Origin of the sequence: Paenibacillus sp. 1011MAR3C5 (assembly GCF_003591485.1) — a bacterium.
Classification (GTDB): Bacteria; Bacillota; Bacilli; order Paenibacillales; family Paenibacillaceae; genus Pristimantibacillus.
In genome coordinates, this window is record NZ_QZCF01000009.1 from 142,761 (window position 1) to 157,091 (window position 14,331).

At 44.6% G+C, this 14,331-nt stretch carries 16 protein-coding genes and 1 pseudogene; 14 read left to right on the forward strand and 3 right to left on the reverse strand.

The genetic code is table 11. The features are described 5' to 3' along the window. The first annotated feature begins 107 nt into the window (after positions 1-107). From D3P07_RS22650 to D3P07_RS22680, 7 genes and pseudogenes are all read left to right on the forward strand, one after another. Positions 108-1,067, forward strand: coding sequence for a sensor histidine kinase (locus D3P07_RS22650; protein WP_182914466.1), 960 nt, complete (start codon positions 108-110; stop codon positions 1,065-1,067). Further along, a complete protein-coding gene (locus tag D3P07_RS22655; protein WP_119802523.1) occupies positions 1,027-1,716 on the forward strand; it encodes a response regulator transcription factor in 690 nt (229 codons plus the stop codon). Before D3P07_RS22650 ends, D3P07_RS22655 begins: the two co-directional genes overlap by 41 nt. Positions 1,717-1,795: 79 nt before the next feature. After that, positions 1,796-2,722 (forward strand): ABC transporter ATP-binding protein, encoded by a 927-nt coding sequence (locus D3P07_RS22660; protein ID WP_220482042.1) that lies wholly within the window; start codon positions 1,796-1,798, stop codon positions 2,720-2,722. Next, positions 2,715-3,479, forward strand: a complete 765-nt coding sequence (locus tag D3P07_RS22665) for an ABC transporter permease (protein WP_119802527.1) — start codon at positions 2,715-2,717, stop codon at positions 3,477-3,479. The genes D3P07_RS22660 and D3P07_RS22665 overlap by 8 nt, the downstream gene beginning before the upstream one ends. Before the next feature lie 195 nt (positions 3,480-3,674). After that, positions 3,675-4,022: pseudogene (locus D3P07_RS22670) on the forward strand (transposase); the annotation flags it as partial. Positions 4,023-4,024: 2 nt separating this feature from the next. Beyond that, on the forward strand, positions 4,025-4,195 hold the full coding sequence (locus tag D3P07_RS28055; protein ID WP_119802529.1) for a DUF3732 domain-containing protein: 171 nt from the start codon (positions 4,025-4,027) through the stop codon (positions 4,193-4,195). Positions 4,196-5,244: 1,049 nt separating this feature from the next. Then, the gene (locus D3P07_RS22680; RefSeq protein WP_397334616.1) at positions 5,245-6,453 is read left to right on the forward strand and encodes an MFS transporter; all 1,209 of its coding nucleotides are present in this window, start codon (positions 5,245-5,247) and stop codon (positions 6,451-6,453) included. A gap of 18 nt (positions 6,454-6,471) precedes the next feature. On the opposite strand, the gene D3P07_RS22685 is transcribed toward D3P07_RS22680, so the two are convergent. After that, a complete protein-coding gene (locus tag D3P07_RS22685) occupies positions 6,472-6,912 on the reverse strand; it encodes an Lrp/AsnC family transcriptional regulator (protein WP_119802531.1) in 441 nt (146 codons plus the stop codon). Positions 6,913-7,350: 438 nt separating this feature from the next. Between D3P07_RS22685 and D3P07_RS22690 the strand changes: the two genes are divergently transcribed. From D3P07_RS22690 to D3P07_RS22710, 5 genes are all read left to right on the forward strand, one after another. Continuing rightward, on the forward strand, positions 7,351-8,031 hold the full coding sequence (locus D3P07_RS22690) for a response regulator transcription factor (protein ID WP_119802533.1): 681 nt from the start codon (positions 7,351-7,353) through the stop codon (positions 8,029-8,031). Positions 8,032-8,120: 89 nt separating this feature from the next. Further along, complete coding sequence (locus tag D3P07_RS22695) at positions 8,121-9,023, forward strand: sensor histidine kinase (RefSeq protein WP_259391650.1); 903 nt, start codon at positions 8,121-8,123, stop codon at positions 9,021-9,023. Positions 9,024-9,107: 84 nt separating this feature from the next. Beyond that, entirely contained in the window at positions 9,108-9,815 is a 708-nt protein-coding gene (locus D3P07_RS22700; protein ID WP_119802537.1) for an ABC transporter ATP-binding protein, read from the forward strand. Further along, on the forward strand, positions 9,812-10,579 hold the full coding sequence (locus tag D3P07_RS22705; protein ID WP_119802539.1) for an ABC transporter permease: 768 nt from the start codon (positions 9,812-9,814) through the stop codon (positions 10,577-10,579). Before D3P07_RS22700 ends, D3P07_RS22705 begins: the two co-directional genes overlap by 4 nt. A 56-nt stretch (positions 10,580-10,635) precedes the next feature. After that, on the forward strand, positions 10,636-11,340 hold the full coding sequence (locus tag D3P07_RS22710) for an ABC transporter permease (RefSeq protein WP_220482043.1): 705 nt from the start codon (positions 10,636-10,638) through the stop codon (positions 11,338-11,340). Between the two features lie 223 nt (positions 11,341-11,563). Here the strand turns inward: D3P07_RS22710 and D3P07_RS22715 are convergent, their stop codons facing one another. Continuing rightward, the gene (locus D3P07_RS22715; RefSeq protein ID WP_119802541.1) at positions 11,564-12,031 is read right to left on the reverse strand and encodes a winged helix-turn-helix transcriptional regulator; all 468 of its coding nucleotides are present in this window, start codon (positions 12,029-12,031) and stop codon (positions 11,564-11,566) included. An 81-nt stretch (positions 12,032-12,112) separates the two neighbouring features. Here D3P07_RS22715 and D3P07_RS22720 point away from each other — a divergent pair, with 81 nt between their 5' ends. Both D3P07_RS22720 and D3P07_RS22725 read left to right on the forward strand, forming a co-directional pair. Beyond that, positions 12,113-12,412: a YciI family protein gene (locus D3P07_RS22720; RefSeq protein WP_182914467.1), complete on the forward strand. Its 300-nt coding sequence runs from the start codon at positions 12,113-12,115 to the stop codon at positions 12,410-12,412. Between the two features lies 1 nt (position 12,413). After that, positions 12,414-12,881, forward strand: coding sequence for a DinB family protein (locus D3P07_RS22725; RefSeq protein WP_119802545.1), 468 nt, complete (start codon positions 12,414-12,416; stop codon positions 12,879-12,881). A gap of 106 nt (positions 12,882-12,987) precedes the next feature. Here the strand turns inward: D3P07_RS22725 and D3P07_RS22730 are convergent, their stop codons facing one another. Further along, entirely contained in the window at positions 12,988-13,992 is a 1,005-nt protein-coding gene (locus tag D3P07_RS22730) for a phosphotransferase enzyme family protein (protein WP_119802547.1), read from the reverse strand. Positions 13,993-14,331: the final 339 nt, after the last annotated feature.

Here is a 14,331-nt window from a genome sequence, read left to right on the forward strand (position 1 = left end):
CCCAAAAGTCATCATGACTGGGGAGCCCCTTTCCTCATAAGGTTTCGACGAACCTGATGAGGACTGTATTTTTTGATTTGCAACTTGGTCAGAAGGGGAGTGACCTTATGCTGTACATGGTTTTAATTGTAATAACGGTTGTTTTAATCATTCAATCGGTTTACCTTGTGTATTACAAAAACCAAATTAAAGATATCGGCAACCAATTATCTTTTATATCGGAGCATCATTCATTCAAAATGATTCAAACGCAGATTAAACCAAAGGAAATCAATCGGTTAATCCATTTATGTAACGCCATGCTTCGTAATCAACGAAAGCTGAACCAAAATTTTATTGAGCAAAAAGAAGAAATCAACGCCACAATTATGAGCTTGTCCCACGACATACGAACCCCACTGACTTCACTTGACGGTTATCTTCAATTGGCGGAAAGATCCCAGAGCTCTAATGAAAAAACAGAATATGTCTTGATGGCTCAGAGCAGAATCAAGCAAATTATTACACTCATGGACGAACTGTTCCTGTACACGAAGCTGAAAAACCCAGACTACAATTTGGAGCTTGAACCGGTTGATGTGATCAAAGTGTTAAATAAACGTCTGTTTACATTTATTGACGATTTTTCGCGCATTGGCTATGAACCAGACATCTCCATATCAGAAGCACCGCTTTTTATAGAAGGAAATGAAAGCGCGTTGGAAAGAGTGTATGAGAATATTATAAAAAATTACTTTTTGCATGGTGCAGGCGCTCTAAGCATTCGTTATGAAGAGAAGCAGAACGAGGTTTTGTTTCATTTTTCCAATATGCAGAAGCGAAATCAACCGCTTAATTTGGATAAAATATTTACTCGCTTTTACAAAGAAGATCCGTCGCGCCCTAATCAATCTTCCGGACTGGGACTCTTTATCGTAAAATCGCTGATGGAGAAAATGAATGGTTATGTGCAAGCTGACCTGAAGGATGACCAATTTTGCATAAGCGTGGCTTTTAAGAAAAGCGCAAAGGAGAATCGACGTGTACATGGACACGATCCAGCCCAACATTTTAATAGTCGAGGATGACGAGCATATCAACAATATTATTTTTGATGTGCTTCAAAGGGAAAATTTCATATGTACGCAAGCATATTCCGGAAGTGAGGGAATCATGAACGTTACCCGCCAAGAGTATCAGCTTATTATATTGGACCTTATGCTGCCTGGTTTGCCGGGAGAAGATTTTATGCATCAATTAAGAATAAACTTAAGCATCGAGACACCGGTTATCATACTTTCGGCTAAGGACAAATTGGATCATAAGTTAAACTTGTTTAAGCTCGGAGCCGTTGATTATGTCACGAAACCGTTCGAAGTGGAGGAATTGCTTGCCCGAATCCATGTACATCTAAAAAGAACATCTCGAACAGGATCCGTTACACGATATCGTCATAAAAATTTAGTTTTAAATAGCGAAACTCTGAATGTAAAAGTCAATCATACAGATTTGAAGCTTACCAGACAGGAATACAAAATCCTTGAGCTGCTGATAAAAAATCCTGAGCGGGTGTTCACAAAGCAAGACCTGTATGAACTTGCATGGGAAGATATATACATAGGTGAAGATAAAACCATTACAGTTCACATTAGCAATATTCGTAATAAAATAAAACAGCATGACGAGCAAACTTATATCGACACGATTTGGGGAATTGGTTTCAGGTTAAAAAAATAATTTCTCTTTGAACATTCTTAATTATTGATTGACGATATGTTAGCTTCTTTTTGATATTTTATTGCAAGGGGGTGTGAATTTGGCTGAAGCAATTATTGAAGTTAGTCAGTTAACCAAGCAATTTAAATCGAAAATAGCTGTAAATACGGCGGATTTCAAAATAGGCAAGGGTGAAATTTTTGGCTTAATTGGCCAGAATGGAGCGGGGAAATCTACCTTGCTAAAGATGATTGGAGGGTTGATGTACCCGACATCAGGGGAAATTAAATTATTTAATCGTACAGTGAAGGATAATCATCCTTATTTTGAACGAATAGGCATACTCATTGAAAATGCAGGGTTATTTCCTCATTATACTGCGTATGAAAACTTGGATTTACTAGCTATTTCCTATGGACTGTCTAATCGAAAAAGCCATATTAACAAGCTGCTGAAGCTTGTCGGATTGGATGTATCAAACAAGTCCAAGGTGAAAAATTATTCAATGGGCATGAAGCAAAGGCTAGGGATTGCTGCTGCATTAATTGGAAGCCCGGATGTTTTGATACTGGATGAACCGATTAACGGGTTGGACCCGCAAGGCATTTCCGAGATCAGACGAATGATTTTGGAATTGAATAAAGCAGGGATGACCATTATTATTTCAAGCCACATTTTGGAGGAGCTATCGAAAGTAGCGACCCAATTTGCCATCCTTCATCAAGGAGAGGTTATTGAACACCATTCCAGGGAGCAATTACTGCTTCAATGTGAAGACCGAATTGAACTAGAAGTGGATAAAGCAAGCTCGGCTGTTCCCATCTTAGAGCAGCGTTTGAACATTAATCATTACAAAGTGATTAGTGAGCATGTTGTGTATGTATATGATTCCCATATTGAAAACCAGCATATCATTAAGAGCTTGGTAGAAAACGGAGTAACTGTTCATTCCATCACCAAGCATAAGCAAAGCTTAGAACAATATTTTTTGGCACGGACGGGAAGCGAAGGTGATAGCCATGATTAATATTTTCAAAATGGACTTTCACCGTTTTAAAACAAATAAAATGATATATATATTATTGCTGCTCTTTTTTGCTTTTCAAATTTTCGGCATTTATATGCAAAAGAAATATGAGCAGCCCGGAGGAAACGGGGACATGCTGATCAGCACGATGAATGAAAGTCAATTCATCCAAGTCATCATGGCTCAAACCCCATCGTGGATGCTGGTTTATATTGCGGTATTCAGCGTTTACTTCTATATGAGCGAATATAGCTGCGGGTTCTATAAAAATTATATAGCTATGAAGAATGCCCGAATGTACTCCGTACTATCAAAAATTTTAATTACAGGTCTATTCACGCTATTCATGTTCATCGTCATGTTCGTTGCGGATATGATCGGAAGATCAATTTTCTTTGACCATGTAGCTCTTGGAGATGGGGGTTATTTAGCGAAGCTATTGATTGGACAATTTTTACTTCATTGGGCATTTTCAATTGTCATCTTATGCATCTCCATCATTAGTAAAAGCTTGATAGCCAGCATTGTAGTCGGATTTGTTTTATCATTGAATGTTTTGGGAATGGTTATAAGTGCTTTGGAGTCTTTAATTGGTCAGGTTAATTTGTCCTCCTTCTTATTAGTCAATACGATCGTCAGCCCAAGAGATTTCCATCATATAAATGATCTTGTTCACGTAGCTGGCGTGGCGATTGTCTTCATCCTTATATTCTCATTTATTGCTGTCAGATATAAGATCAAAGAGGACTTGAGATAATCGTTTGGGCTGCGCCGGTTGGAAGGTCTTATTTAGTAAAGACGGGAAAACCGTACAATAACAAAAGGAAGGGGCTGTCCCAAAAGTCATCGCTAGATGACTAAGGACGCCCCTTCTCTAAATTGTAAAACAAAAAGAAACCGTTTTTTGGTAAAATGGAAGTACGACCCACCATTTACGAAAGGAACGGTTTCTTTGTACATTCAATATACCATGGACCAACTTCATCTGCCAATGAACTTGGAGGACGACATTCCTCCTCATCATCTTGTTCGTGTAGTAAACGAGGCGGTCAATCGCTTGGACGACAAGATTTTCAGCGACGCTTGCCCAGGCGGGGGACGAGATAGTTACAATCCCAAATTGCCCACCAAAGTTATCATTTACGCCTACACACAGCGGATTTACTCCTCTCGCCAGATCGCCAAGGCGGTCCGGGAAAACGTCATGTTTATGTGGATTGCCGGTAGACAACGTCCAGACTTCCGCACCATTAATCGCTTTCGTTCCGAGCGAATGAAAGACGTTTTGGAGACCATCTTCAATTGAACAATTTCATATCTCGTATTAATCAAGAATATGAGCATTCTTTTCAGATTATAATTTTGGAACATATTCCAAAGACAATTTGGGAAGAAGCGATTTTAACAAACGTAATACTAGTGGATGATGAGTTTACAGAGGGGAACGCCTTAATTCCAGATGAACTGATTTGATGCTAATTTAATTCGAGTCATTCTAATGATGTGTTTTTTTTCATAACTTTCTTTATCCTTTTAGATGACTTGGCGTGGCTATTTTTCATCATGGAGACGCAAAAATACTGGTCAAGGATTTGGTTAAATTTTTGTATCTCCTTGTGATCTTAAGCGGTTGGGAAATATGCGCCCTTGATATGACTAGCATTGCGCCAGTCCCGCCTTAGCGTACCGACCCCCACTTCACATCTTGACACAGCGAGGTACCACATATTTTAGCTTAACTACATTGGTCACATTTTTGGTCACACTTTTTTTATTTCTGGAACGCCTACGTAGGTATCGACGAGAACTCAATCAGGAAAAGTCTTATAAATTAGTGGGTTTTCGTTCGGTTTACAGGCGTTCCAGAAGCCCATCTCTCCACAGGGGTTCAGCCCGCGTGCAGGAGTGGAAGGGATGCTTCGAGGGAAACGTTCAAACGGACGAGCACGGCGTCTGAATCCACTGCTAAAAGTCCTCGTTGAGTCTGCTTCGTCAGCATATAATGAGGATTCGGACATCCCATGAAGATACAGCGAGATAGGTCGAGCTGTATTCTCTTGGCTCCATAAAAAAGTTCTAATGCAACCTGAACTGGGTTGCATTTTTTATTGGGTGTACTGCTAAGGGGCGATGGACCCCGGGGCTCAGTTCGCGCTCGCAAAGTATTCGGAGTATACTTCAGAGTTGTGCTTCATTTTTACGGGGGAAGAAAACGGCGTCTGAATCTACCTCGTGATCTGCCTACCAAATAAGCCTCGTTAACAAGCTATATAAAGACGAAGACCTTTCAAATGCGGCAGGTCTTTTTGATTTACGCAGATCCTTTTAAAAAAGAGTAAATTATAAATTAAAGGATAAAATTGATTTTTAAATTTATTATAGTGACTGAGGCTGCTAATATACCTTGATTGTTGTATGTAAAATAACAAATTATTTTTGTAAACTTAACACTGTTGAGCGATTGGCTTGCTTGGCAGCGGAATCATGAATCCACACAAAAGATAACCAGGAGGTGCTAGAAATTGAGTCCAAACTTTACTTCAACCACGCAAAGAGTCGCGAGCGCTGCGTCTTCTGAACGCCTTCCATGGGCCGGATTACTAGCTCTTGCGATGGCGGGATTTATTTGTATCCTCACAGAGACAGTTCCAGCTGGTTTGCTTCCCCAGATCGGTACGGGGCTTGGCGTTTCAGAGGCACTGGCCGGTCAGCTCGTCACTTTATATGCTCTTGGCTCCCTGCTTGCCGCAATTCCTTTGACTACCGCAACACGAGGATGGAGGAGAAAGCCGCTGCTATTGATGTGCATGATTGGTTTTCTCTTGTTCAATAGCGCGACTGCTCTTTCCACTAATTACACGTTGACGCTGGTTGCCCGTTTCTTGGCGGGTGTCTCTGCAGGTGTCTTGTGGGGAATGACAGCAGGTTATGCCCGACGCATGGTGCCTGATGCGCTCAAGGGAAAAGCCATGGCGGTGGCAATGGTCGGCACGCCTCTCGCTCTGGCGCTTGGTGTCCCTGCGGGAGCATTCCTCGGCGTTATTGCGGGCTGGCGCTCTGTTTTTGGAATCATGTCATTGCTAACGGTGCTGCTGATTGCTTGGGTGTTCTGGAAGATGCCGGACTATCCCGGACAGGCCGCTGCCAAGAGACTCTCACTCCAGAAAGTCCTCATCTTGCCGGGGATACGGCCCGTATTGATTGCTGTTTTGACCTGGGTATTGTCTCATAACATTTTGTACACTTATATCGCGCCTTTCCTTACCCAGGCCGGGCTTGCCCGGCGCATTGATTTGATGCTGCTTATTTTCGGAATGACATCGGTTGTTGGGATCTGGATAATCGGACTGTTGGTTGATCGCATGCCTCGCTTGTTGGTATTGATCAGCCTCGCTGCTTTCACTTCGGCATCCTTCTTTCTTGGCATAGGCAGCAGTCAGCCCATTGTGGTCTATGTAGTGATTGCAGTATGGGGACTTACGTTCGGCGGAGCGGCGACATTGCTGCAGACAGCAATAGCTGAGGCCGCTGGCGAGAGTACGGATGTGGCTCAATCGATGCTAGTGACGACATGGAATCTGGCCATCGGCGGAGGAGGTTTGATTGGTGCTATTTTAATCGAAACCCTGGGCGTCCGATCCTTCCCCTGGGCTTTGTTTATACTGTTGCTGCTTGCATTGCTTGTTGTATGGAGGGCAGAAGAACATGGTTTTCCTTCGAAGAAGCGTTGAGGTGCGGACCGCTCACGCTCATGCTTCTTCGAGAGAAGGAATGAGAAATTTATGATCGACCGGTGAAGACATGACAATCAGGATCGTATAGGTTCCATACTTATCGCACTGATTGCCAAACTCTTCGAGAGCGCTTGTGGAGTCGGTAAGTACTTTTAATAAATAATTGTGTTCTCCACTTATGCGGTGGCACTCGACAACATGGGGAGATGTATGGACAAAATCAAGAAAGGCATGGCAGTCTCTAGTCCGAAACAACATATAGGCTGCCGTATGTTTTCCGATTTTTTCAGGAGAGATGATGGTACGATATTCTTCGATAACTTTCTTCTCTTCCATTCGTCGAACGCGTTCCGTGACAGCCGGTTGTGACAAACCAACGCTTTTACCCAACTCCGTCATTGAAATTCTCGCCTGATTTTGAAGATAAAATAGGATTTGTTTGTCTACGTGATCCACTTTCAATAGCCTCCTTTAAATTAAAGGTATTTCAAATAAAGTTTATTTTATTGCTTTGTATTTCTATCATAATTTATTGATTATGATATGTAAAATGAATGGTTTGGTTTATATAATAAACTCATACCAATAATCTAACGCAACCTGATGACGGTTGCGTTTTTATTTGCTGATTGCCAAAGGGGAGGATACTCTATAAATTCACTCGTGCGGACTGAGCGATGAATTGCTTCTTATTGAAATCTCTCTTTCCTTTCCAGAACGATAGGAAGAAGTGTAAGATAGAATAAGTGGCAAAGTTTGGTTTTAACAATGGAATCCGTAATGCCACAAGGGTTGTAGATGGCGATGAACTGAAAAATTCTATTATAAGATAATGGAGCAGGCATCCCGCAAGAGGGTTTGCCTCATGAGAAGAACAGCAAGGGAAGTGGTGTCATGAAAGCGAAACATATTCTATTTATTGAAGACAATCAAGATATCGGACGCTGGGTCCAAGAGGAGCTTGAAAAGCGGGGATATGCCGTTCGCTGGCTGTTATCCGGTGAAAATGTGGAAAACGAAATACATGGAAGTCATGTCGTTATTCTCGATATTATGCTGCCTGGACTGGACGGTTTTACGGTCGGCCAGCGATTGAAGAAAGCAGCGCCTTCGCTCCCCATTTTGCTGCTGTCCGCCCGGGCGGCTGTCGATGATAAGCTGCAAGGGCTGCAGTTTGCCGACGATTATGTCACCAAGCCTTTTCACCTTGATGAGCTAGCTGCCAGAATAGAAGTGCTGCTCCGCCGCAGTGGGGCGGGACTCCCGGATCATATAAAGCTTGGACAGCACATCCTTGTTGATCTAACCGGACGTACGGTGATCAACGAGCGTACTGGAGAAGAAGTTAACCTGACCGGAAAGGAATACCAAATTCTTGAGTGTTTCCTGCGCCATCCGAATCAGATTCTTACGCAAGAGCAAATATGGGTGGCTGTCTGGGGAGAAGCATACATAAATGGAGACAAAGCTCTGTCGGTCCATATTCGCCATCTACGAGAGAAGCTGGAACAAGATCCTAATGCGCCGGAAATCATCCAGACCGTACGCGGAATTGGATATCGGGTGAAAATATGAAACAACGCTCTTTTTTTCGACGGTACTTAGTGGTTCATTTCCTGAGCCTTGTTTTGCTCCCCGTAATGATCCTTATGATGGTAGCTGGCGTGAATCCGTCTTCTGACCCTTCCAGCATGGATACGACACGCAACATATCCGGATTGATCGGACTCATCATTATCACCTTTATTACCGTTTCAGGGGTGTTTTTTTATCGCCTCCGGCAGCAGCTCATCCGTCTGCAAAAGGCGATGACTGTTCCCGGCGACGGTTCCTGGATTCCAGAACCGATCCCGGAACGTGATTCTGGAATGAATGAAGTGGATCAGTTGGGGGCTTCGTTTAATCAAATGATCCGAAAACTTCGCGACAGCCACCAGCGGGAGCTGGAAGAAGAATCGCTCAGAAAGCAACTGATTGCCAATCTGTCCCATGATTTACGGACGCCGCTGACCGCTCTTCGCGGGCATGCCTCCAGATTGCAAAGGGAACCTCTCAGCCAGGAAGGGGTGGCCTCGCTCACAGCGATTGACCACACGATCACGCATATAAGCGAGCTAATGGATGATCTTTTATCCTATACATTGCTTACATCGGGTAAATACCCTTACCATCCCGAGCCCACCGATATGGTTCAATTTCTAAGAACATCTGTTGCATCGTGGTATCCGGCATTTGAGAACGCAGGCTTCCATATAGACGCGGACTTGCCGTTCGATGCGACCTTCTCATGGGAAATCGATCCGCAATGGATGACGCGCGTGCTTGGCAACCTGTTTCAAAATGTCCTTCGCCATGCGGTCGAAGGACGGTTTATCGGTATTGCTGTGGATACCTTGCAAGAGCGGTTCATCATTCAAGATCATGGACCGGGGATGGATGCCCTGTCTGCCAATCGCGGCGCTGGCATGGGACTCAAGATTTCAAAGCACATGCTAAGTGAAATGAGACTGCAAATCCATTTTAGCTCCGATGCGGAGGGGACAACCGTGTGGATCGGAAAAAATTAGACCAAACTTAGAAATAACCTTCCCTGATTTTAGACTTGGTTCGATATGATGTGAACCATAACGAAGACAAGGAAGGTGTTATGCTTGCTTACTATCGAACAGTTAACAAAGCGCCGTGGATCGCACAATATCCTAAACGGCATTAGCTTACAAGCTAAGCCTGGTCGCGTGACCGGGTTCCTCGGTCCCAATGGCGCAGGGAAAAGTTCTACTCTGCGAATCCTATTGGGACTTGACCGAGCCACATCAGGCACTGCGCTGATCAATGGTATGCCATACGCCCAGCTTGCCGATCCGCTGACGACCGTTGGGGCCGTATTTGACGGATCGGGAGCGCATCGGTTGCGCACAGGGCGAGCGCATTTGAACTGGATTGTCAGGTCCGCAGGGCTTCCGCGTTCTCGGATCAATGAAGTCCTCGAAATTGTAGGGCTTGCGCATGCTGCCTCGAAGAGGGTTGGCAGTTATTCTCTTGGTATGGCGCGGCGACTAGGCTTGGCTGCCGCGCTGCTTGGCGATCCGGAGATTTTGATATTGGACGAGCCTACGAATGGGCTTGACCCCGAGGGAATCCGTTGGATCAGGACGTTTCTCCGTGAACGTGCGGCATCTGGGCGTACCGTATTATTATCGAGTCATCTGATGGGGGAAACCGCCGAAACGGTAGACGACATTGTTATTCTCAATAAGGGGCACATTGTGGCAAGCGGTACGCTTACCGAGATCATTGGTTCCCATAAGACATTAGAAGATGCCTTCTTCGCTTTTACCACGAGGAGGGACATCTCATGAAAAAAGCGCTTGCCGCAGAGTTTTCAAAGCTTCTCTCTTTACCCACCATATGGATCGCAGTTGTGGTTGGTATACTTGTTGCACCTGCAATTGCCGTAATCCGCTCCTTTCAGGAGCTTTCCGAAATCGCAAAAGGCGTTCAAACAGCGGTCGAATACCCTATCGGTTTTGAAGAGTTGGGGTTCGGTATTATGGGTGTTATTATTATTGGCGTTATAGCAATCAGCAGTGAGTACTTCACTGAGAGTGAAGAATCCGGCAGCGGCGGACGTCAGATGACGACCAGTTTGACCGCCAACCCGTCTCGAATTCGTTTTCTGCTGTCGAAAGCGACTGCCGTTGCAGCAGTTAGCGCCATTCTCGCCATCATCGCGATCACTCTCACAATGATTGTGGTTCAGATCATTCTTGTGGAGCATGCTCCTGCGTTTGGGACTACCGATATTTTCCGGCTTATCGGCGTTGTATGCTATTGGGTGCTTACCGCACTTTTGGCTTTAGGATTTACGCTCCTGACTCGGCACGCCGCTCTGCCGCTAGCCGTTTTGATGCTGAATAGCTCCGTCATGACCGTGACTTATTTGCTGACCCGCATCACCCCTTTGGCGAACTATCTGCCGGATATGGCCGGAATTCGCATGTTTCATGAAATCAAAGATGCCGGTAGTACACTCACACCGCTTGAGGGCGGTGCAGTTATGGCGGCTTGGGTGACAGCGTTGTTGCTCATTGGAACGATTACCTTTTGCCGGAGGGATGTATGAGTACGTTGATCACTCGGACGTATAGTCAAGAAATGTGTCGGGCGATTAAGGCGGAGTTGTCAAAGCTATGTTCGCTGCCGATTACATGGTTCACCCTCGGCGGTACCTTTATCGTCAATTTTATTCTGGCTTACGCTTTCTCAAACGCCGGACTGCAGGGCTTAACCTCTATACAGAGCACGCTGGAAATCGGGTTGGCTTCTGTCAGCTATTCGCAAGCGGGACTTATGATCTTTGGCATACTGACCGTTTGCTCCGAATATAACGGCGGTCAGATTCGCACAACACTGACGGCAATGCCGCGGCGAGGCATCCAGATTTTCGCGGCGTTATTCGCGCTGACAGTCGTGCTCATCCCTGCTGCATTCGTTGTATCATCCTCTGGAGTTCTGCTAACTCATATTATTAATGGAGATGCCGGGGCCCCTATTGTAGGGGGGAATCTCGTGTCCGCCATGCTGGGAGTAAGCGCATACCTCACGTTGACTGCACTGATCAGTGCGGCAATCGGAGTTGTTCTGCGCCGGATGCTCCCTGCGCTCGCTATCATACTCGGCTATTACTTCATAGCGGGTCCGCTTATACGGGACCAAACAGATTTCGCCATGTATCTTCCGGATACGGCAGGTATTGTGATGTGGTTTCCGCAGCCCGATCATGCAAGTGCGCTCACCCCGGTGCAAGGCGGCATCCTTTTGGGTGCTTGGACATTTGCCGCAATCATCATTGCTGCGACTGTATACCGAAAGCGAGATGTGTGAATCATTTTTTTGCGGAGGCGAGCGAACTTCGTCAGCTTATAATCAGGATTCGGACATCTCATGATGACAGTGAGAAAGGCAAGCTGTATCGAAACTTGGCTCTGCCAAAAATGCATCTAACGCAACCTGATAAGGATTGCGTTTATTATTTGGTGATTACCAAAGGGAAGATATCCTCCTACAGGTTTGCCCGCGCGAAATACATGTATGCTCACTGGGACTGCTATCGTTGCTCCAACTGCTCAACTACACTCCCTGGTCCAGCAAATACAGACCCGCCACTTTGAACCGTCTTCCGTATAAGCTGAATCAAACTGTCCTTGTCCATCGGGATATCGGCTAACGCAGCAAAGGTTTCTGCGGTTTCGGGTTCATACTTCGCTCCCCAGGCGGATAATTCCCATAGGACCGGCAACAAATCCAACCCGGCCTCCGTTAATGCATACAGGTCTTTTCTTTTGTCAGTGGGATGAGGGTTCTTAGTAATCAGTCCCATCGCTTCAAGACGGGACAAGCGATTCGTTAGAATATTTCTGGCAATTCCTTCATCCGAGGCAAGGAATTCCCCGAACGTTCTCTTTCCTGCAAATAGGATATCCCTGATGATCAGCAGTGACCAGGAGTCGCCTAACAGATCTAGAGAAAATGAGATCGGACAATCCGATCTTCTTTGTGGTTTGGAATCTCGCATAGGGCCTCCCTTGACTTCTTGAATTGATTATAATTATAATAAAGTCAGTTTCAAAATGCAACTGAAATGGAGGGGATGCAATTGAAATTTATGTTGGTTTATAGAGGTGGTGTCGTTCCAGAAGATCAATTTGATCGGAATATTAATGAACTATGGGGATGGCTCGACAATCTAAAGGAAAATGGGTATGAAAAGGTTCGTTTTGCGGGAAGCGGCCGTAAAATCATTTCGCAGGATTCGATTACTGATTACTCCGGAGACTTATTCGGGGTTTCCATAATCGAAGCTGATTCTTTGGAGGAAGTGGTCTCGTTAACTTCCGATTGGCCGGAATTGCAATATGGGGGCAGGATTGAGATCGTAGAAGCGATAGGTGATTAACATGTCCGATACCTATATATTGAATTTGTTTGCAGATCTAAGAAAACAAATATTGAGTGTGATAACGAGACTGTCAAAGGGTCAAATGGAGCACATTCCTAAAGGCTTCAATAACAATCTCCATTGGCAAGCCGGACATGTGCTGACGATAACGGATGAATTAATATTTGAGTTTTCGGGCGTGGGGGCAAGGATGCCACAGTACTATAGAGCTTATTTTGCTTCAGGCACAAGTCCCTCAAGCTGGCTGGGCCAACCGCCAGGGATTGATACAATTCTTAGGGAATTGGAGAATCAGATGGTGGAAATAGGCAAGAAGTATGACGGTCTGCTGGCGCAGCCTGTAGCAGATGCGAATAACTTTCTTCAAGCAAGTGTTATCGGCGAACTTTTCCATGTTCTAATTGCCCATGAAAGTACGCATCTAGGAATGATCATTGCGATGGACAAGGTTTTGCAGCATGAATAAATGGGTTACGTACCGCTGCAACAATCTGTGTTCAGTCATGCAAAAAAGCGATGAGAAGAAATAAATTCTCATCGCTTTCGTCGCAACCTGCGGTACTACAAAAAGGCTATATATCCCGTTTTACATATTCAAAGGGATTTTCACACGAATACATTTCATCGAAAAATCCCCTATACGGGATGTCGTCTTCCAGACATTTGATGCGATACGACAACTCCTCGTCACATTCTGGATCCTCGCAGTTGTTACTCATGACCTCGAATGTATCTACAATCCCTTCCATGAGGGTAGCTTTTAAAAACAAAGGAAACTTATCCAGCATCGAATTGTCGATGTCAGTTTCGGATCTGTATCCATCGATGACCGTTGCGAAATAATCATCCATAAACTTCTTGCGCTTGCCGGCGTCTGGTTCGAACTGAATCCAGCCCACACCGTTGGTCCAGAGATCTGTCAGATCATACATATACCAGCCGAAACATGAATTATCGAAATCATATACCGTGATTTGCCCGTTATCAAAATCAATCGAATAATTCCCATCATTGAGATCAAAATGGAGCATCCCATAAGACTCACGGTCCATATCCAACTCTTCTAAGGATTTCAAAAGCTCTACCATCTTCTCCTTAAGCAGAGATAATGAGTCCGGTATCAGCTTGTCGATATATTCGGCATTATATTTATCAAAAAAACTGTACCGTCGATGAACGGGGGTATAGCCCTTCGATATTTCGTGCAGCTTCCCCAGCACCTTCCCGCAATTATAAAAATACTCGGAAAGCGGGACGCCTTCCCGGTATTGATAGTGGTTTTCGACCATCATTTTTCCCTTGGCCTTTTTGAACAGGCAAATAAAAAAGGTATGCTGATGATGGACGAGCTCTTCCAGCAGATTCCCGTTCCGGGAGCTGACTACATCAGAGACACTTCCGCCATGCTCAAATAAATACCGGATATACTCTGCTTCGGCCAGATAATCCTCCCGGCTCCTGTCAGGCAAGAAAGAGATTCTGATTATTAAAGCGTCTTCGCCATCCTTCTCACAGGTAAAAACAACATTCCGCCCTCCGTCATGCGCAGGAATCAGCTTGAATTGATAGCCTTCCAACCCATATAGCTCAGATATTAGCGGAAGTAAATAAGCATCACTGATTTGAACAACCTCGTTATGATTTATACAATCTCCTCCTCCACATTTTTACAACGACTTCCTACAAACCACCTTAATTGACATGAATAACTCACTCCTTTCAGTTGACTTAAATTTTACCTATAAATGTTAACGGGACTCCAGGTAAACTTTATATATAATCAATTTATTGCTGCGAAGGACGCCAGATGTGCTCCAATGTCCCGGGGCTAACTCCTTTATGGACGTGCTTCCAAAATTTTATAACCAAAGCTATTGACAACGCAGCTACTACGTAATACTATGTAGAGGTAGTAA